Annotated in this window: 15 protein-coding genes; 6 read left to right on the top strand and 9 right to left on the bottom strand. The window is 30.3% G+C overall.

Annotation, left to right across the window (positions count from 1 at the left end):
- Positions 1-148: 148 nt before the first annotated feature.
- From polA to FOC48_RS01575, 3 genes are all read right to left on the bottom strand, one after another.
- Positions 149-2,788, bottom strand: a complete 2,640-nt coding sequence (gene polA / locus FOC48_RS01585) for a DNA polymerase I (RefSeq protein ID WP_003146656.1) — start codon at positions 2,786-2,788, stop codon at positions 149-151.
- 162 nt (positions 2,789-2,950) lie between these two features.
- Positions 2,951-4,153 carry a glycosyltransferase gene (locus FOC48_RS01580; protein ID WP_003146657.1) on the bottom strand — a complete coding sequence of 401 codons (1,203 nt, stop codon included), beginning with the start codon at positions 4,151-4,153 and terminating at the stop codon, positions 2,951-2,953.
- A gap of 213 nt (positions 4,154-4,366) precedes the next feature.
- On the bottom strand, positions 4,367-5,095 hold the full coding sequence (locus FOC48_RS01575; RefSeq protein ID WP_003146658.1) for a rhodanese-like domain-containing protein: 729 nt from the start codon (positions 5,093-5,095) through the stop codon (positions 4,367-4,369).
- 148 nt (positions 5,096-5,243) lie between these two features.
- Between FOC48_RS01575 and FOC48_RS01570 the strand changes: the two genes are divergently transcribed.
- Positions 5,244-6,767 (top strand): ClC family H(+)/Cl(-) exchange transporter, encoded by a 1,524-nt coding sequence (locus FOC48_RS01570; protein ID WP_003146659.1) that lies wholly within the window; start codon positions 5,244-5,246, stop codon positions 6,765-6,767.
- A 159-nt stretch (positions 6,768-6,926) separates the two neighbouring features.
- Here the strand turns inward: FOC48_RS01570 and FOC48_RS01565 are convergent, their stop codons facing one another.
- Both FOC48_RS01565 and FOC48_RS01560 read right to left on the bottom strand, forming a co-directional pair.
- A complete protein-coding gene (locus FOC48_RS01565) occupies positions 6,927-7,724 on the bottom strand; it encodes a Cof-type HAD-IIB family hydrolase (protein WP_003146660.1) in 798 nt (265 codons plus the stop codon).
- 2 nt (positions 7,725-7,726) lie between these two features.
- The gene (locus FOC48_RS01560) at positions 7,727-8,731 is read right to left on the bottom strand and encodes a LacI family DNA-binding transcriptional regulator (protein WP_003146661.1); all 1,005 of its coding nucleotides are present in this window, start codon (positions 8,729-8,731) and stop codon (positions 7,727-7,729) included.
- A gap of 430 nt (positions 8,732-9,161) precedes the next feature.
- On the opposite strand from FOC48_RS01560, the gene FOC48_RS01555 reads away from it, so the two are divergent.
- The 4 genes from FOC48_RS01555 (at position 9,162) to FOC48_RS01540 (ending at position 12,311) form a co-directional block, all read left to right on the top strand.
- Positions 9,162-9,896 (top strand): ATP-binding cassette domain-containing protein, encoded by a 735-nt coding sequence (locus tag FOC48_RS01555; protein WP_003146662.1) that lies wholly within the window; start codon positions 9,162-9,164, stop codon positions 9,894-9,896.
- Positions 9,889-10,560 (top strand): methionine ABC transporter permease, encoded by a 672-nt coding sequence (locus FOC48_RS01550; protein WP_003146663.1) that lies wholly within the window; start codon positions 9,889-9,891, stop codon positions 10,558-10,560. Before FOC48_RS01555 ends, FOC48_RS01550 begins: the two co-directional genes overlap by 8 nt.
- Positions 10,561-10,564: 4 nt before the next feature.
- Positions 10,565-11,389, top strand: a complete 825-nt coding sequence (locus FOC48_RS01545; RefSeq protein ID WP_003146664.1) for a MetQ/NlpA family ABC transporter substrate-binding protein — start codon at positions 10,565-10,567, stop codon at positions 11,387-11,389.
- A gap of 91 nt (positions 11,390-11,480) precedes the next feature.
- A complete protein-coding gene (locus FOC48_RS01540; RefSeq protein WP_003146665.1) occupies positions 11,481-12,311 on the top strand; it encodes a MetQ/NlpA family ABC transporter substrate-binding protein in 831 nt (276 codons plus the stop codon).
- A 246-nt stretch (positions 12,312-12,557) separates the two neighbouring features.
- Here FOC48_RS01540 and FOC48_RS01535 read toward each other — a convergent pair whose 3' ends face one another.
- From FOC48_RS01535 to malQ, 4 genes are read right to left on the bottom strand one after another with little or no spacing between them, the layout of a single operon-like run.
- A complete protein-coding gene (locus tag FOC48_RS01535) occupies positions 12,558-14,144 on the bottom strand; it encodes an alpha-glucoside-specific PTS transporter subunit IIBC (protein ID WP_003146667.1) in 1,587 nt (528 codons plus the stop codon).
- Positions 14,145-14,163: 19 nt separating this feature from the next.
- Complete coding sequence (locus FOC48_RS01530; RefSeq protein WP_003146669.1) at positions 14,164-14,958, bottom strand: endonuclease/exonuclease/phosphatase family protein; 795 nt, start codon at positions 14,956-14,958, stop codon at positions 14,164-14,166.
- A 25-nt stretch (positions 14,959-14,983) separates the two neighbouring features.
- Entirely contained in the window at positions 14,984-17,242 is a 2,259-nt protein-coding gene (glgP, locus tag FOC48_RS01525) for a glycogen/starch/alpha-glucan family phosphorylase (RefSeq protein WP_003146670.1), read from the bottom strand.
- Position 17,243: 1 nt separating this feature from the next.
- On the bottom strand, positions 17,244-18,734 hold the full coding sequence (gene malQ, locus FOC48_RS01520; RefSeq protein ID WP_003146672.1) for a 4-alpha-glucanotransferase: 1,491 nt from the start codon (positions 18,732-18,734) through the stop codon (positions 17,244-17,246).
- 251 nt (positions 18,735-18,985) lie between these two features.
- Between malQ and FOC48_RS01515 the strand changes: the two genes are divergently transcribed.
- Positions 18,986-19,693 carry a UTRA domain-containing protein gene (locus FOC48_RS01515; protein WP_003146673.1) on the top strand — a complete coding sequence of 236 codons (708 nt, stop codon included), beginning with the start codon at positions 18,986-18,988 and terminating at the stop codon, positions 19,691-19,693.
- Positions 19,694-20,125: the final 432 nt, after the last annotated feature.

Raw genomic sequence — 20,125 nt, 5'->3', positions numbered from 1 at the left:
TATTTATATTTTTAATTTCCAATGTAAATTTCTCATAAAAAAAGCTAATGATAACAATATGTCTATCGTTATCACTAGCTTTTTATAACAATTTTTTTCAAAAAAACTATATGGAGAAGATTACTGTATATTAATATAGTCTATCACTCTATTTCGCATCATACCATGACGCTCCACTACTTGCTTCAGCTTTAAGTTGAACGTCTAAATTAGCCGCTTCTTCCATAATTTTAATCATTTCTTTTGTAAAATCTTCTTCTATATCTTTATTAACATCGAAGATTAATTCATCATGTACTTGTAATAATAATTTTGCATCTACTTTTGTTTTCTCTAAATATTCAAATACATTAACCATAGCTATTTTTATAATATCCGCAGCAGTTCCTTGAATTGGTGAATTCATGGCAATACGCGCATTCAGATTAGCTACAATCTTGTTTTTAGCATTAATATCTGGTAATGCTCTTCTTCTATTAAATAGAGTTTCTACATAACCGTGTTCCTTCGCAAACTCTACGATATCAGTCATATATTTATCAACACCTTTAAATGTTTCTAAATACTTATCGATAAATTCTTTTGCACGTTTTCTAGTAATGCCTAAATTATTAGATAAACCAAAGTCAGAAATTCCATAAACAATACCGAAGTTAACTGCTTTAGCTTCTCGTCTCATTGAAGATGTTACTTGATCAAGACTCACTCCATTAACATCACTAGCTGTTTTAGTATGAATATCTACATCATGCTTAAATGCATCTATCATTCCTTTATCTTGCGCTATATGAGCTAATACTCGAAGCTCTATCTGAGAATAGTCAATAGATAATATTACTCTATCTTCTGATGCTGGAACAAATGCTTTTCTAATTTTTTTACCTTCTTCAATTCTCGTTGGAATATTTTGAAGATTAGGATTTACTGAAGATAAACGACCTGTTTGAGCTAGAGTCTGCTCATAACGTGTATGAATTTTCCCTTCACGAGTGATATCTTTAACTAACCCTTTTGCATAAGTTGAGTTTAATTTTGTAATAGTTCTGTACTCCATAATTAATGGAATAATTTCATGACTATGTTGAAGTTGTTCTAACACTTCTACAGCTGTAGAATATCCAGTTTTTGTTTTCTTAATCGGTGGTAGTCCTAAATCCTCAAATAACACGACACCTAACTGTTTAGGTGAGGCAATATTAAATTCAGAACCTGCTAAAGTATATATGCTAGATTCTAAAGTTTTAATTCTTTCATCAAACTCAGCACTCATTTCTTCAAGTGCTTTTTTACTAACATGTATTCCTTCAAATTCCATATTAGCTAATACTTTAGCAACTTTAATCTCTATATCTTTATATAAATCCGTCATATTCTCTTCAGCAAGTTTTTCTTCCATCAATGGCTTCATCAAAGCAATACTCTCTGCAACTTCCGCTATATAAGGATTAATAACATCTTGTGATGGTAAAGTTCGTTTTGCCCCCTTACCATATATTTCTTCATCACTCTTTATTATTTTCCCAAGATAGTTAAAAACGATTTTATCAATTTCAGTTTTTGCATTCACATCGATTAGATAAGATACAATTTTTACATCGAAAACTTCTCCATTAATATTAACACCGTTTCTCTTCGCTATAAATAAAATCTTTTTGAAGTCATATACTGTTTTAACAAATTCACTTTGAAGATATTCTACTACAAATTCATTAGTGAAAAATTGTTCTTCACTAAATATATAAGCATCTCCTTCTCTATATACTACTATTCCTACTACATCTGAATTATGATAGTCCTCTGTGTAACACTCAACGTGTAAAGCACTATCGGTAAAATCTATTTTCGTATTTTTATCCGCTAAAATAATATTAATTTCTTTTTTAGGAGTAACTGTTTCTTCATTAGCTACATCTACATCTTCAGTAGAAGTTTCTTGTGATAATTTTCTTAAAAATGAAACAAACTCTAATTTTTCAAACAACTCTCTTTTAAGTTCAATATTTTCACTATAAGTTAAATCTTCTAACTTATTATCGACTGGAACTTCTGTATAAATAGTTGCTAATTTTTTACTTAACAGGGCATCTTCTCGACCTTCTGTTAGACGTTCTTTAAGTTTTTTCCCACTAATATTATCAATATTTTCTAATACATTCTCTACAGTTTTATATTCGGTTAATAATTTTATGGCAGTTTTTTCACCTACTCCAGCAATCCCTGGGATATTATCGCTCTTATCTCCCATAAGGCCTTTCATGTCAACGATCTGTTCTGGGGTTAATCCGTATTTTTCAGCAATAAATTCTGGTGTATAATAATCTATATCAGTAACACCACGTTTAGTATAATAAATAGTTATATTCTCACTAGCAAGTTGAGTTAAGTCCTTATCTCCAGTTACTATTATAACTTCCAAGCCTTCTTTTTCGGCAATTTTAGCGTAACTACTGATAATATCATCCGCTTCATAATCAAAGTGTTCTTCATACTTTATTCCATATGAATCCAGAAGTTCTCTAACATAACCGAATTGCTCTACTAATTCACTAGGAGTTTTGTCTCTAGTACCTTTATACGCTTCATAACTTTGGTGTCTAAAAGTTTGTTTTCCTTTATCAAAAGCTACTAAAGCATATTTTGGTTTAGTATCTGCCAATATTTTTTCTAACATCAATGTAAATCCATAAACACTATTAGTATATAGCCCTTTTTTGTTTTTTAAAGCTGGCATAGCATAAAAAGCACGATAACTTAAACTATTTCCATCTATTAATATTATCTTATCCATTTAATTCTCCTAATTTTAATTCTAGAAATTATAAAGAGGTACGAAACAAAAATCACATTTTTAAAAAGCGATATTTGAGTCGCCCCCATACTATTCTTCATATATCACTATTTTATATATATTTCTCTTTGTACTTCTACATATATCTTCTAAATATTGATTTTACAACAATTTATAAATTGTTTCTATCTTTTTCTTCCAAGAATGTCGCTCAATTTCTTCTAGTAAATAAGCTGGAATCTCTCGCTCTTTTCTTGTTCTTTCTATCATAACTTCTAAAGCCCCTACTAGTCTTTCTACAAAAGCTGGTTTTTCTTCTTCGACAGCCTTATCTGTATCATAAATAGTTGGCATTTTTACATACTCAATTATCTCAGAATTATTTATTTTTTCTCCAAGAAATTCTATAAGCCCCTCTATCTCAGTAGCGACTACTCTAAGACCGCTTCCTAATGCTTCTACTGCGATTAATCCCAGTCCCTCAAAATAAGAAGGTAGTATAAATATATCTTTATGGCGCATAATTTCACCCAGATGAACTTGATCAACAGCATTATAAATTCTTATTCTCTTAGAATCACCCACTAGAGAGTCAACTCTAAGCTTATCTTCATCTTTCAAATTCCCTATTAATTCTAATTCTACATTATCATCTTTTTTCTCTAGCAATCTAAAAGCTTTAATTAATTCATAAAAACCTTTTGATTCGTCAAATTTTCCTGCATATAAAATTTTTACATTATCATGTTTATCATATTTTTCCGCAGGATAAAAAATCTTCTCATTATACCCTGCACCAATATTAACAATTTTTTCTACAGGATAGTTATAAATATTAGCTATTCCATCTATAACTCCACTACTTAATGCTAATATCTTATCTAGCTTCCCAAGACTTTTTACATATTTATCTTTCATTACAGGATTTTTTTCAGCTTGTCTTATATCCGTATTGTGACATACCCCTATAATTTTTTCATTTTTAAAAACATCACAAACCATAGAACTCAAAATCCATAAATGATGTGTAATTACTACATCTGGTCTAAATTCTTCTCTAGCTTGTATCAACTTTTTACGAAATGCAGCTTGCCAAGATGCCATCATTTCATCTGTCATATTTTTGTACAGTGTATTATCATATGGCATAATATCACTCATACCAACTATTGGAAAACTAATATCTTCCCCTTGAAATTCAACTTCAAATTTTTCTTCTATAAAGTTAAAATTATACTCTGGAGTTGTAGCATAGATGGCTGCTTGTTCTACGTTAAATTCCTTTAATCCATTTATAACATTAGTAAAATATACGCCACTTCCTGTTTTTATCGGAAGCTGAGCTAACACATGTAAAATCCTCATAATTATTGTCCTCTGTTTCATATTTTCCATCATCTCTATTATAACCTAATTTATATATTTTTTATAGTAAACGTATTAAATAAATATAATAATACAAAAAATAAAGAGTAACTCATAAAATAAGATTTATTAAAAATCTATTTTATCAAGTTACCCTCAAATTTGATCAGAAAATATTATAAACGATAACCTATCGTTTTAAAATCTCTATCCTCAAGCGCTACAAGTCGCAGCTTCTTTTTCATCTTGACTTTCGATATAATCATTTCTGTTATAAAACGCATTTCTATAACTAGCAGTAATAAACGGTTCAACTAAATTGATAATTGTATATCCATCTAAACCAAGTTTCTTACATACCGCTTTACTTAACTCAGGTTTATCACTATAAACAAAAATCTCTGAAGATTTATCTAATCTATCTAATACACTATCTACTTCATCAGGTGAAACTTTAATTTCTTCATCACTTAACACTTCAGAACCTAAATTTAAGAATTGTTTATTTTTACTTGCTGAGATACGATATTTGAATTCTGATAATAAAGCATTACTATAGATAGCTTTCCCATAATCATATTGTTTTATACCATCACCAATGTGAAGTTTTGTAAAACCACGTTCTCTAAGCAATTTTTCAGTAGCACGCGAAGTAACATCAACAACACAATATAAAATTATATCTTTATCCTTATAGTCATCCAGTACATCACTACCATTTTTAAAAAGTTTAATAGGTAGATTCACAGCATTTATAGCATGACCTCTTGCATATTCTTTTCGCCAACGAACATCAACTACTAAAGCTTCTTCAAATGTTTTCTTCTCAACATCAGCTCCAGCAATTCTTCCTGGTTTTCCTTTTAGCAATTTAAGCCAAAATGCATATAATCCAAATACAATAATTAATAATACAATTACTATAATTAAGAATATTTTCATTATGTTTACTCCTTTCATCATATAATTATATTTTATCATACATTTTGTATTTTTAATATTAAATTGTATTAATAAAATATTTTTTTGATTTTTTTTGTAATTAGGAGTAAAATGTTGATATAGACAAAATTTTCGAAAGGAGATCTGGATGAAAATTTCAAAAATTAGTAAAATTGAGAATAAAAATTTAAAAATCGAATCATCTTTATTAATCGATGGAATTTTAGTAGGTTTAGCTGCAGGTATTGTCGGTGCTAGTTATAGACTTCTTATCGGTTATAGTGAGAAACTTGTTCATTATACAGCCGATTTTATTAAAACTGGATTTATATATAAAATAGGTCTTTTACTAATTTTAATCTTACTTGCCTTGTTTTCTGGCTTTTTATTAAAACGTGAACCGATGGCTAGTGGAAGTGGAATCCCTCAAGTTTCTGCAGAAATTACAGGTAGATTAAATTCAAATCCATTACGAGTTCTAATTTATAAAATAACTGGTGGATTAACGGCAAGTCTCGGTGGTTTATCACTTGGACGTGAAGGTCCCTCTATTCAACTAGGAGCAATGAGTGGTAAACTAGTATCTAGAATATTAAAAAAAGATAGTGTAAAAGAAAAGTATCTTATTACTTGTGGTGCTAGTGCTGGTCTATCCATTGCTTTTGGCGCTCCACTTGCTGGTGTTTTATTTTCTATAGAAGAAGTACACAAACAAATAACTAAAAAAATTGTTATTTGTTGTTTCAGTGCTGCTGTAGTTGCAAATATAGTTGGGCAATATATTTTTGGACTTACCGCTATTTTTAAATTCCCTGAAATACCCTATGTTGAAGTAAGCATTTATCCTTGGGTTGTTTTATTAGGAATCTTATTAGGTTTATTTGGAACATTTTATAATGTTACTATAAAAATACTTTTCAAAATTTATGAATATTTCAAACTTAATATAGTATTTAGACCTCAAGTAGCATTTATAATCTCATTTGGACTATTTATTTTTTATCCAATAGTACTTGGTAGTGGTCATAGTTTAGTAGAATTTCTGATAGAAAATAAATTTAGCTTTATGTTTTTATTAACCTTATATTTCATAAAAACTCTATTTTCACTTGTTTCATTTACATCAGGAGTCGCAGGTGGTATATTCTTACCAATATTAATACAAGGTGCAGTACTTGGAACATTATTCAGTAACTTTTTTGACGCTAAATACACTGCATTATTTGTAATACTATCTATGTCAGGTTACTTAACTGCAATTGTACGAAGCCCAATTACTTCAATAATTTTATTATTCGAAATGACTCAAAAACTAAATTACTTCCTACCCATCGCTCTTTGTTGTCTATTCGCATATATCACAGCAAATATCCTTGGAACGAAACCTGTTTACGAATATTTACTTGACCGCATTTTAACTAGTAATAAACTAGGAGACGATGAACTAGAAATGGAAGTAGAAATTCTAACTACTATATCAAACGATAGTTCATTAATAGGAAAAGAAATTCGTGAAATCGGTTGGACAAAAGGTGCTCTTATTTCTCATATCGAGCGCTCTGGTCGTGAAATCGTGCCAAAAGGAAGTACAATTTTAGAAGCAAACGACAAACTTACCGTCATTATGCCAAAAGAATGTGTAGATTTATTTTTAAAGCAATTTAGTGATTAAAAAAAATGAGCTTACTCAAAAGCTCTAAATTAAAAAAAGTGTATATGAAAATTCAAATACACAGTAATTTATCGATATCCAATAAACTTTATGGGAGTGACTCGACAAAATCAATTTCTTCGAAATTACGATTTTGTCGAATCACTCCCAGATTTTATTTTATAATACATTAAAATGCTTTAGAGCATGAGTAATTCCATCATCATCTACACTAGTTGTAATGTAATCAGCTATTTCTTTAACATTATCACCTGCATTTTCCATTGCGATACCAATTCCTGCATGTTTTAACATATCTATATCATTTCCACCATCACCAAAAGCCATAGTTTCTTCTAATTTAATACCAAAATAAGAAATAATCGCATCAATTCCAGTATTTTTTCCACCATCTTTTGGAATTATATCTGTAAAATGAGTTGTCCAACGTGCTGCTTTTGAATTAGGCATATAAGCTAAGAATCCCGCTTCTTCCTCTTCAGAGACAAATACATTAAGTTGATATATTTTTTCACTAACAGCCTTATCGTAAGCTAGTGGATCTTCTTTAAATCTTTCTGGATCTCCCAATTCATCTTCCAACCATTTAACTCTTGAGTTTTTCAGATTCATGAAAGCTCCATCTAATAAAGCAAAATCACAAGCTATATTATTCTCCTTAAAATAAGGAAGGACATTTTTTATATCCTCTTTTGATAAAATCTTATCATTTAAAACTTCTCCAGATTCTAAATAACAATACTGTCCATTTATTGTAATATATCCATCAAATTTAAAATCTAACAAATCATTTAAAAATGTCGTATGAAATGGTGCTCTTCCTGTTGCTATAAAAATTTTAATTCCTTTTTCTTTTAACTTTCTTAAAGTATTTGCAGTGTTTTCCGGAATAGTTTTAGTTTTAAAACTTCTTATCGTTCCATCAATATCAAAAAAAATCGCTTTTATATTCGTCATTCTTATTCTCCATATTTATTTAAATCAACTACACTATTTCTTGTTTTCAAATCATAACCAATTAATAGTTTCATAGCTGTCTCTTCTTTTTTTATAACATTAAGTAACATGCTAACTGTTTGCTTCGCTGCATCTTTTAAATCAAATTTTATAGTTGTTAATGGGGATTTTAATAAAGCAGATGAAGTGTAATCCCCAAACGCAGCAACTGAATAATTTTCACCAACACTTAAACCTTCTTCTTCAAGAGCCTTCATAGCACCATAAGCTAGATTGTCAGTAGCACAAATCAAACAACTGTCAGCCTTCAACTGTTCTATATTTTCTTTTACAACATCGTATGCTTCTTCCATACCAAAATTACTGATAAGTATATTTTTAGGACTTAAACCATACTTTTCTAAAGTTCTTACTACCCCTAATTTTCTATAGTAACCTACAGCAATATCATCTTCACTTACCCCTAAGTAAGCAATTTTCTTATGTCCACTAGCTAGAACATAATTTGTTAAATCTCTAGCAGCATTGAAATCATTATATTCAACACTATAAGTATATTCCCCTTCTTGCCCTAGCATTACAACAGGAACATCTACAGATTTTATTGTATCTTCATACGTTTTGCTCATCGTTGTTGGTAATAAAATTATCCCATCAACGTTCATCCTCGCTAATTTCTTAATATATTCCAATTGTTTGTTTTCATCAAAATTAGCATTCATTATTAGTGTTTCATAATTATTTTCTTTTAATTCTTTATCTAGATATTTTAAAGTATTTCCACTTACAAAAGAATGTAAACATGGTACTATCACACCAATAATTTTACTATCCGTACTTTTTAACGCCTTGGCAAAAGTATTCGGCGTATAATTGTATTTATCAACTATTTCTTTAATTCTCTCATGAGTTTCTTTTTTTAAATTTCCACCATTAAAATATCTAGAGACAGTAGTAGTACCTACTCCAGCCATTTTTGCTATATCTACTATTGTCAGTTTCTTCATAGATTACCTCCTTAAGTCACAACTTTAATTATATACGATTAGAGTAAATAAATAAAGAATTATATAAGAACAATTTTAGAAAATATCTTCTATTAATTTTTATTATTTTATTGAATACTACTACATAAAAAAATGAACTCAAAAATACAATAATTAAATTATTCTAATACAATTTCACTAGAATAAAACTCTGTATTTCTTATAAACATTGCTATGATAGTGGTTATCTATTATAAAAATAATCCCCTAGTTTCTACCATCACATCTACAACATTAAACTGTATTATTACAGAGTTGAAGATTTTTGTTAACAGATGGACAAACACTATCAAACAAGCACTGAACAATATAAACATTTTTTTCAAAAAAATTAAACATAGCTCTTGAAATCCTTTTCCGAAAGTGGTATAGTTTACCTTGGAGGTATATTATGATAGTTCAATTAAAAAACGTATCAAAACAATATAAAGACGCTAACTTCAAACTAGAAAATATATCATTTGATATTAATAAAAAAGAAGTTATTGGAATTATCGGTAGAAATGGTACAGGTAAAAGTACAATTCTTAAAATGATAAACGGTATTGTTTCATATGATAGCGGAGATATTCTTTATAAAAACTCTTCTATTAAAAATATGGATCCAAGTACCCTTAGAAATACAAGAAAAAATCTAGCCTACATATTCCAACACTCTAATCTTATTGATAACAAAAGCGTATATTATCATTTGAGTTTAGTGTACAAATTAAATAAGGTTTCTGTTGATAAAAAGAAAATAGATGATATTCTCGAATTCATGAATATTACAAGACTTAAAAATAGTCTTTGTGGTAGCCTAAGTGGTGGAGAACAACAAAAAGTTGCTATCGCTATGGCACTGCTACAAGAACCAGAAGTTCTACTTTGCGATGAAATCAGTTCAGCATTAGACACTAATAGTGAAAAAGAAATATTTGCACTATTAAATAAATTGCGTACAACAACTGACATTTCAATAGTTATGATTTCTCACAGCTTATCATTACTTAAGAACTTTTGTGATCGAGTAGTAGTTATCGATGATTCTACAATAAAAGATATTGTCATACCTAATAAAAATGCAAAAGACGATTACGATAGTAATTACTATAACTACGTAAAGGAGTTTTTATTAAATGATTGATTTATTTAAAGCCAATTATGATGGTATTATGAAAGCATTTTGGGAAACTAACTATATGATGATTTACTCAATGTTAACAGTATTTTTCATTTCCCTGCCATTAGGTATTATGCTTTTTGCTTTCAGTCGTGATTATTTACTAAAAAATAGAGCAGTTTATGAAGGACTTAGTATTTCTCTTAATGCCCTACGTAGTGTTCCATTTCTAATATTTGTATTCATATTAATCCCTGTAAATAGATTTCTATTTAAAACATCATTTGGAAATATTGCAGCAATCTTGCCTCTTACACTTGTCGGTGTAAGTATTTATGCTCGATTTGTTGAACAAGCATTAATAAACGTTCCTAAAAAGATTGTAGATAGAGCTATAAGTATGGGAGCTACAAAAATTCAAATTATTAGATATTTCTTATTACCTGCCACAATGGATAACTTAATTTTATCATTCACCTATACTACTATTAGTTTATTAGCTTATACAACAGTAATGGGTGTAATTGGAGCCGGTGGTCTTGGAGAATTTGCCTTTAGATATGGGTACCAAGAATACAATTATGATCTAATGTATTTAATAGTAATAATATTTATTATATATGTATTTATTATTCAATCTATAGGTTATGGATTAGCTAAACGTTTTACAAACAAGAAGGAGAAATAGATTAATGAAGAAAGTATTATCTATTGTTGCTAGTTTTTTAGCTCTTGTGCTTGTGTTAACAGCATGTTCAAGTAAAACTAGCGATAAAAAAGAAGATAAAAAAGAAAACAAAACAATTAAAGTTGCTGCTCATGTCCCACCATTTACTGACATGTTAGAATTAGTTAAAGAAGATTTACAAAAAGAAGGATACACTCTTGAAATTGTAAAAGTATCTGATAACGTTCAAGCTAACGTTGCGTTAGCAAACAAAGAAATCGATGCTAACTTCTTCCAACACGAACCATTCATGAAACAGTACAACGAAAAAAATAAAACTAACTTAGTTGCTGTGGCGAAAGTTTATAATTCTATCCCAGCATTCTACTCAAAAACTATCAAAAACATTAAAGATCTTAAAGATGGTGCTGATGTAGCTATTCCATCTGATGCATCTAACATGGCTCGTGCATTAAGATTATTAGCTCACGGTGGATTAATTACATTAAATGATCCTAACAGCTATAACGTTACTGTAAAAGACATTAAAGATAATCCAAAACATCTTAAATTTACAGAAGTTGGTCTTTTAAACTTAAGTGATGCATATGCGGAAAAAGATTTAGTTTTCAACTATCCAACTTACATTGCTAAATTAAACCTTACACCAATGAAAGATGGACTTCTAATGGAAGACAAAGCTGACTTTACATACGCTGGTGTACTTGCTGCTCGTGAAGATAACAAAGACGATGCTAAAATTCAAGCAGTTAAAAAAGCTTTAACTAGTCAAAAAGTTAAAGACTTCTTACAAAAAAATTATGAAGGTAAAGCTACTGCAGCTTTCTAATAAATATATATTATTACTAATCCAAAATCTATATTATACAATCAACAACCTTACCTCTAAATAAAAAAATATACTTAATAGGAGATATATAATGAAGAAAATAATTTCATTTATCGCTAGTCTAACAGCATTATTATTAGTTTTAACAGCTTGTTCAAGCAAAACTGAAACTAAAAAAGAAGAGAAGAAAGAACCTGTTACAGTAAAAGTAGCATCTCACACTTCTCCAATGACAGACATGTTAGAAATGATCAAAGAAGATCTTAAAAAAGACGGTTACAACTTAGAAATCGTTAAAGTTTCTGATAACGTTCAAGCAAACGTTGCATTAAACAATAAAGAAGTTGATGCTAACTTCTTCCAACACAAACCATTTATGGAACAATTTAACCAAAAAAATAATGCTCACCTTGTAGCTGTTCAACCAATTTACAACGCTACTGTAGCATTCTACTCAAAAACTATTAAAGATCTTAAAGATCTTAAAGACGGTGCTGATGTAGCTATTCCTTCAGATCCAACTAACCTAGCTCGCGCTTTACGTTTATTAGATCACGCTAAAGTTATTACTCTTAAAGATCCAAACAGCTTTACAGTAACTGAAGCAGATATCAAAGATAATCCAAAACACCTTAAATTCACTAAAGTAAGCTTACTAAACCTTAACGAAGCATACAATGAAAAAGATTTAGTATTTAACTACCCAACTTACATCTCTAAATTAGGATTAACTCCTGACAAAAACGGTCTTGCTCTTGAAAAAGCAGATGACTTAACATTCGCTATCTCACTTGTAGCTCGCGAAGATAACAAAGACGATGCTAAAGTTCAAGCAGTAAAAAAAGCATTAGCTAGTGAAAAAATTAAAGATTATATCAACAAAGAACTTAAACCAAAAGGACACGCTACTCCAGCGTTCTAATATAAAGTAAAAACACTTGGTAGACAATGTTTACCAAGTGTTTTTTGATTTCACTATATATCTATAAGTTAACATAATTCCCCTTTTCAATACTGTTCTATCTATCATTTATTATACTCTCAAATACCTATAATCCTTCTCTTGAACCCAAGTAAGATTTAATAACACACTACCATCTACGATTCTATCCTTTTATAACAAAAAAAAGAAACTGACCTTCACATCAGTTTCTTTTGATTAATTATCTTATTTGTGTAATTCTTTTTCGAAAGCTTCTCTAACTTGTCCTACTGAGAACCCGATGATTACTTGAATAGCTTTACCGTTACGAGAAACTCCAAGAGCTCCAGAACGTTTTAAGAATGCATCATCTTTAACTAGGCTTTCATCTTTAACATTAACACGTAATCTTGTTACACAGTTAGTAACGTCTACGATGTTATCTTTACCACCTAAACCTTCAAGAATGATAAGAGCTTGGTCATCATGAGTAGCTGCATCATCTTTAACTTCTGGTTTAGCTGCTTCTTTACCTTTTTCACGGTACTCTTGTTTAGAGTAAAGTTTAGTTTCAGCATCTTCAGCTTCACGTCCAGGTGTACTTAATTGGAATTTAAGGATTAAGAATCTAAATACTAAGAAGTAGATTACAGAGAATACTAATCCAATTCCGATTTGAACGAACATTTGTGAAGAGTGGTTTTTGAACATTGGTAACCAGTTAAGAGCTAAGAAGTCGATTAATCCACTTCCGAAGTTACCTACAACTCCAAATTGATACATAGTTGCTGACATTAATGCACCTAATACTGCGTGAGTAGCAAATAACATTGGTGCTGCGAATAAGAATGTGAACTCGATTGGTTCAGTGATTCCTGTTAAGAAACCAGTAAGTGCTGCTGGGATTAATAACCCTGCTACAACTTTTTTCTTGCTGTCTTTAGCTGTTACATACATAGCTAAAGCTGCTGCTGGTAATCCAAATACTTTTGAGTTACCGTGTAATGAGAATCCACCTTGAGGGAATAACTCTTTTAATGGAGTTGAGCTTTGAGAGAACTCTTGAATGTGTTGTACCCAGTAAGCTGTGATTCCATTTTCTACTACTGCTGGTCCAAACATGAATGGTCCATAGATGAAGTGGTGTAATCCTGTTGGGATTAAAATTCTTTCTAGGAATGTGTAAGTGAATACTCCCGCAACTCCAGAAACTTTTAAGAATCCTTGTAAAGCAGCAATTCCTAATTGAACTTTTGGCCATAATAGAGCTGTTAAGAAAGCAGCTGGAATCATGATTAAGAATCCTACTAAGATTACGAATGTTGACCCTTGGAAAATTCCTAATAATTCAGGAAGTTTTTTGTCGAAGTATTTGTTGTGAATCCATACTGAGATAGATGCAATAACGATAGATCCGATGATTGAAGTATCTAAAGTAATTGCTCCAGCGATTCTTGTAATACCTGTAGGTAATTTAAGAGCAGGCGTTACATCTACACCAAAGAATTTGAATTGAGTTAAGAATCCGTTGATGAAGTAGTTATAAACCATGTAGATTAAGAACGCTTCTAATGCTGCACGACCATTTGCTTTTTTAGCAAGACCAATTGGAATACCAAGTGCGAATACTACTGGCATTTGGTTAAAGATAGTCCATCCTCCTTGCTCTACTACGAACCAGAAGTTGTACCAAAGAGTACCTTCTGCCGCGATGCTCCCTACTAGGTTAGGGTTTTTTAAGATTGAAGTTAATCCAACTACTAATCCGAAGAATGCGAATAAAATAGATGGCATTAACATCGCGCCTCCAAAGCGCTGAATTTTTTGTAACATAACATTTTTCCTCCTTTTTTTATTTTTCTGCTAATGTTACTTCTAAGCCATTATGATCAGAAATAATTGGATAATTTTCATCATTAAATATAACAAAACTTTCTTTTACGTCTAATTTTCTATTAATAAATACATAATCCAATTTTTTCTGACACATAGAATCTTCCCAACCACTTATATTTTTATATACCGTAACTCCCCCGTCTTTTTTCTCGGCTAATTCATATGTATCATATAATCCTTTATCAAGTATTCTCTTGTAATCATCTACTTGATGGAAATAATCTGTATTGAAATCTCCCATGAAAACTTTAAGGTTCTTGTTATCTGTATAATTAATTAGGTTGCTAAGATTTTGATCTATGTCTTCCCCTTTACAAGTTGGCAAATTCATATGACAACTGTAAAATTCTACGATCTCATCATTTACTTTAAGATCGACTTTTAAAATTTTTCTCGATTCGATAGAAGTTACGGTTTGTTGTGCCGTACAGTAAAAGTCCTCTACGGCAACAACTTCACCTTTAGCAAGTATTGCTAAACCTTCTTCGAATTTATCAAATCCTATGTGAGAATAAGTCCAGTAATAACTGTATCCTTCTTCTCCATATTCTCTAATTTTATCTAGTAATAATTTTCCGAAGTTATCTTCTTTAATTCCTTGGTAAACATCCGCACTATTAATCAATTGATTTACTTCTTGCATAGCAACAACATCGTATTTTTTTTCCACAATAGTTTTTGCCAAAATATTTAATTTTTCAAGTTGATTTTCTTCTAACCAACTATGTACATTAATTGTTAATAGTTTCATGCTATGTTCCCCACTTTTTTGTTTATTATTTTTTGTTCCAAATATCTTCGTTATATTGAGCTATTGTACGGTCAGATGAGAAGAATCCAGCTTTTGCGATATTCGCAATAACTTTTTTCAGCCATAATTCACGGTTTTCGTAATCTGCTAACATTTCTTCTTTCTTAGCATAATATTCTTCAAAGTCAATAAGTGTCATGAACCAGTCTTTGTTAAGTAGTTCATTGTATAGTCTTTCTAATCTTTCTTTATTTCCTAGTTTAACTAAGTCTTTAGAAACGATGAAGTCTACAGCTTCTTTAACACCATCTTTTTCATAGTATTCTTTAGACACATATCCTGCAGTTTCGTAAAGTTTAATGATTTCATCACTTTCTTTACCGAAGATGTAGATATTTTCACGTCCAACTAACTCATCGATTTCCACGTTAGCTCCATCTAGAGTTCCTAGAGTTAAAGCACCGTTTAACATGAATTTCATGTTACCAGTTCCACTTGCTTCTTTAGAAGCTAATGAGATTTGTTCAGAGATATCAGTTGCTGGAATTAATTTTTCTGCAACACTTACATTATAGTTTTCAACTAAGAATACGTTTAAGTATTTGTTTACTTCTGGATCATTGTTAATTAATTCTGATAGACATAGAATTAAGTGAATGATATCTTGAGCGATAATGTATGCCGGTGCTGCTTTACCACCGAAGAATACTGTAATTTTTCTTTCAGGTAATTTACCATTTTTGATATCTAAGTATTTTTTGATTACATATAAAGCGTTCATTTGTTGACGTTTATATTCGTGGAATCTCTTGATTTGAGTATCGATAATACTGTTTTCATCTAATTCGATACCTTGAGTTTCTTTTAGGTATTCTTTAAGAACAAGTTTGTTCTCATGTTTGATTTCTTCTAATTTAGCTGCTACTTCTTTACTATCAACAAATGCTAGTAATTTTTCTAATTTAGTTGCATCAGTTAAGTACTCGTCACCAATTAGTTCTTTTAAGTAAGCTGCTAATGGTCTGTTAGAAAATTCTAACCAACGTCTGAATGTAATACCATTAGTTTTGTTATTGAATTTCTCTGGGTATAATTCATAGAAGTGTTTTAACTCAGAGTTTTTAAGAATTTCAGTGTGTAGGTAAGCAACCCCGTTTACACTGTTAGAGAAGTGAATATCCATGTTTGCCATGTGTACTCTATCATCTTTATCGATGATTTGAATATCTTCACCTTCATATTTTTCTCTAATAACAGCATCTAATTGTTTGATGATCGTTACTAAGTGTGGCACTACTTCTTCTAAGTATGCTAATGGCCACTTTTCTAACGCCTCAGCTAAGATAGTGTGGTTTGTGTAACCAGTCATTTTTTGAACAATTGTGTATGCTTCTTCAAATTCAATTCCGTGTTTTTCAGTTAGTAAACGAATTAATTCAGGGATTACCATACTTGGGTGAGTATCGTTAATTTGAACATATGCATATTCGTATAAGTCGTGAACATTACTTCCTTTAGCAATTGCTTCATCTAAAATTAATTGAGCAGCATTTGATACCATAAAGTATTGTTGGTAAATACGTAATAATTCACCATTTTTATCACTATCATCTGGATATAAGAATAATGTTAAGTTTTTCTCAATATCAGTTTTGTCGAAACTAATTCCTTTTTCAATAATACTACTGTCAATTGAATCAATATCAAATAGGTTTAGATAGTTTTTAGTATCTTTTTTGTATCCTAATACGTCAATTCTTTTTAGTGTTGAAGTCAGGCTAAAGTTTTTGAAAGGTACTGTATATTTAACGTCAGTATCTCTTAGCCATGAAGAATCTTCAATCCAGAAGTTTGGCTCAGCATGTTGTTCATTTTTAACAAATACTTGTCTGAATAAACCACAGTGGTAATTTAGTCCAACTCCATCACCATTAATTCCTAGTGATGATATTGAATCGATGAAACAAGATGCTAAACGTCCAAGACCACCGTTACCTAATGAAGGTTCTAGTTCAGCTTCTTCTACATCACTAAGACGTTTATTAGCTGCTTTTAATTCTTTTTCGATTTCTTCATAAATACCTAAGTTAATTAGATTGTTCGATAATAGTTTACCAATTAAAAACTCTGCTGAAATGTAGTAAACTTTTTTCTTATCACTATTTAAAGCTTTTTTGTCAGCTTCATCTTTGACATAGTTTAATAATTGTTTATAAATTTCTTTGTTATCTAATGTACTAAGTTCTTTATTTGTTTTATCCAATACATATTTAGTGAATGTCATTTTATGCCCTCTCTCTCGAATATCTTATTGTAATATTTTTTAAAAATTCTTTTCTCTCTTCTGTTAAATCTTCTGCAAGCATTCTCCACTCCCAGTTTCCTCCAACTGTTGATGGAACATTCATTCTGCTTGTTGCATCTTTATCTAATAAATCTTGCATTGTTACGATTGCATAATCACTTACTGAAGAGTATATTCCTCTAATCATCGCTTCAGTAATTGTTTCATCATCACGACGATTTAAGTATTCAGAAACTAGTTCTTGTTCTGACTCACTCAATTTCTCATACCATCCATTAACTACATCATTATCATGTGTTCCTGTGTAAGCAACACTATTTTGAGTGTAGTGATGTGGACGATCTAGATTATCATCACCTGGAAAAGTAAATTGAAGAATCTTCATACCAGGATATCCAGAATCATCTAATAATTTTTCTGCTTTCGCATCGATAAATCCTAGATTTTCTGCGATGATTGGTAAGTCTCCTAATTGCTCCTTGATTTTTTGGAATAATTCAATTCCAGGACCAGCTTCCCAAGTACCATTTACTGCATTTTCAGCATCTTTGTCAATTTGCCAGAAATCAGAGAATCCTTTGAAGTGATCTATACGAAGTACATCATAGATTTTAAAACTTTCTTGCACTCGATAAATCCACCATGAGAAACCTTGTTCTTTGTGTTTTGCCCAATCATAAATTGGATTACCCCAAAGTTGTCCAGTTGGACTGAAGTCATCTGCAGGACATCCAGCTACATAAAGTGGTTCATTGTTCTCATCAACTTTAAATAGTTCTGGCATTGTCCACATTTCAACACTATCAGCACTTACATAGATTGGCATATCACCAATGATTTTAACACCTTTACCATTAGCATATTCTTTTAATGCTAACCATTGTTTAAAGAAGAAATATTGTGTAACTGTGTAGTATCTTATACTATCTTGAAGCTCCGTACGATATTTTTCGCGTGCGGCTTTTTCACCTTTTTTAATATCTTCATCCCAGTGAATAAAACTTTGATATCCAAAACTTTCTTTAATTGCCATATATTCAGCATAATCAGCTAACCAACTTGAGTTATCTTTTTCAAATTTTTCTATTTCAGCTAATACATTGCTATATTTTGCAGTGTTAGCAACGGCTTTTTCTAAAATTGGTCTTCTAACTTCAAATAATAAAGCATAATCTATTTTTTCAGGATTTTTTCCAAAGTTAACATTTGAGTAATCACTTTCTTCTAATAATCCTTCTTCTTTTAATAAAGAAAAATCAATTAGATTTAAGTTTCCTGCTACTGCTGAAAAGCTTTGATATGGTGAATCTCCATAACTAGTTGTCGTAAGTGGTAAAATTTGCCAATATGTTTGTTTTGTTTCTTCTAAGAAGTCAACAAAATCATAAGCACTTTTACCGAATGTTCCTATACCAAACTCACCTGGTAATGATGTGATATGCATCAATACACCACTTGAACGTTTTGTCATCCTAATTCCCTCCGTCATACTTTTAACTTGTATTTACAAAATAAGTTTTTATAACTTAACAATAATTATTATAATAAAACACTTTCATTTTGTCAATAACATTTATGTAATTCTTTTTATTTTTTTCTATGACATATACGTAAATGTTATAATCTGTGTATAAGGTGTACTTAACCCTTGCAATTCTTATCAACTACATTTATAATTAAGTAGGTAATTTTTAAAAGGAGATTAGTAAAGGTAAATCATATATGAGTAAATACAAACAGGTCTATAATGATCTTAAAGAAAAAATAGATACTCGTTTTTATAAGCGTAATACAGAATTACCAAGTGAAAATGAGTTAGTAAAAGAATACGGCTATTCAAAAGATACTATTAGAAAAGCTTTGTCTTTATTAGAAATTAATGGTTATATCCAAAAGATTAAAGGTAAAAACTCTTTAATTCTTGGACACGGAAGAATAAAAAATAACTATTTAGGAAATATTAAAACTTCTTCTGAATTAAACATCGACGGTAAATATGAAATTAAAACTACACTTGAATCTCTATATATTGTTCAAGGCGAAAAGAAAATAATGGATATTTTTGGTGCAGATGAGAATAATGATTTTTATAGAGTTAGTCGTAGTAGAACGATAAACGGAGAAAAATTAGAGTATGAAGTATCTTACTTCGATAGAAATCTTGTTCCATTTATTAACAAAGAAATTGCGGAATCATCTATTTATAAATACTTAGAAGAAGAATTAGGTTTAAATATCACCCACTCTCGTAGAGAAATTTCTTTTAGACACGCTACAGACGAAGAAAGACAACATATGGATCTTGGTGAATATGATATGGTCGCAGTCGTCGAAAGTATTACTTATTTATCAAATGGAAACATACTACAATATGGAATACTTAGCTACAGACCCGACAAATTCACATTTGTAACAATGGCAAAAAGATAAACACGACTCATAAATTACGATTTTATAACAATCAAATTTATAGAGTCGTTTTTTTATTTGCTATTAATTTTACTTTTCAAATATTTTTAATATGGTGGCGGACGGTTTCATCTAACTTTAATTGTCGTTTAGACAATTAAAGTGGATATTACACCTTGAAATTAGGCCTGTAGTCCTAATTTCACCGATGGAACTTTGTTAAGTTCCATTTTCACCATTACAAAATATTTGAGTAAAATTAATAATAATAATAATAATTAAGATTGAATCATTATATTTAATAATTATATTCTATATTTTTCTTACTGTTTTGTAGTAGCTGAAGTAAAACACGCTTGTGTTTTACTGCAAGAAAATAAGACTATAGGCTTATTTTCTAACCGGAATATCCTTTTGAGATAACAAAAGATATGGAGGTGTCGCAAGCTACAC

Origin of the sequence: Gemella haemolysans (assembly GCF_012273215.1) — a bacterium.
Classification (GTDB): Bacteria; Bacillota; Bacilli; order Staphylococcales; family Gemellaceae; genus Gemella; species Gemella haemolysans_A.
Note: the sequence above shows the minus strand (reverse complement) of the source record. Positions and strands in the feature narration are given on the sequence as shown.

Excerpts from the sequence above, each read along its gene's own strand:
- polA (WP_003146656.1), bottom strand. The coding sequence starts at position 2,788 with ATGGATAAGATAATATTAATAGATGGAAATAGTTTAAGTTATCGTGCT.
- FOC48_RS01515 (WP_003146673.1), top strand. The coding sequence starts at position 18,986 with ATGAGTAAATACAAACAGGTCTATAATGATCTTAAAGAAAAAATAGAT.
- malQ (WP_003146672.1), bottom strand. The coding sequence starts at position 18,734 with ATGACAAAACGTTCAAGTGGTGTATTGATGCATATCACATCATTACCA.
- FOC48_RS01540 (WP_003146665.1), top strand. The coding sequence starts at position 11,481 with ATGAAGAAAATAATTTCATTTATCGCTAGTCTAACAGCATTATTATTA.
- FOC48_RS01530 (WP_003146669.1), bottom strand. The coding sequence starts at position 14,958 with ATGAAACTATTAACAATTAATGTACATAGTTGGTTAGAAGAAAATCAA.
- FOC48_RS01565 (WP_003146660.1), bottom strand. The coding sequence starts at position 7,724 with ATGACGAATATAAAAGCGATTTTTTTTGATATTGATGGAACGATAAGA.
- FOC48_RS01570 (WP_003146659.1), top strand. The coding sequence starts at position 5,244 with ATGAAAATTTCAAAAATTAGTAAAATTGAGAATAAAAATTTAAAAATC.
- FOC48_RS01535 (WP_003146667.1), bottom strand. The coding sequence starts at position 14,144 with ATGTTACAAAAAATTCAGCGCTTTGGAGGCGCGATGTTAATGCCATCT.
- FOC48_RS01545 (WP_003146664.1), top strand. The coding sequence starts at position 10,565 with ATGAAGAAAGTATTATCTATTGTTGCTAGTTTTTTAGCTCTTGTGCTT.
- FOC48_RS01575 (WP_003146658.1), bottom strand. The coding sequence starts at position 5,095 with ATGAAAATATTCTTAATTATAGTAATTGTATTATTAATTATTGTATTT.
- FOC48_RS01555 (WP_003146662.1), top strand. The coding sequence starts at position 9,162 with ATGATAGTTCAATTAAAAAACGTATCAAAACAATATAAAGACGCTAAC.
- glgP (WP_003146670.1), bottom strand. The coding sequence starts at position 17,242 with ATGACATTCACTAAATATGTATTGGATAAAACAAATAAAGAACTTAGT.
- FOC48_RS01550 (WP_003146663.1), top strand. The coding sequence starts at position 9,889 with ATGATTGATTTATTTAAAGCCAATTATGATGGTATTATGAAAGCATTT.
- FOC48_RS01560 (WP_003146661.1), bottom strand. The coding sequence starts at position 8,731 with ATGAAGAAACTGACAATAGTAGATATAGCAAAAATGGCTGGAGTAGGT.
- FOC48_RS01580 (WP_003146657.1), bottom strand. The coding sequence starts at position 4,153 with ATGAGGATTTTACATGTGTTAGCTCAGCTTCCGATAAAAACAGGAAGT.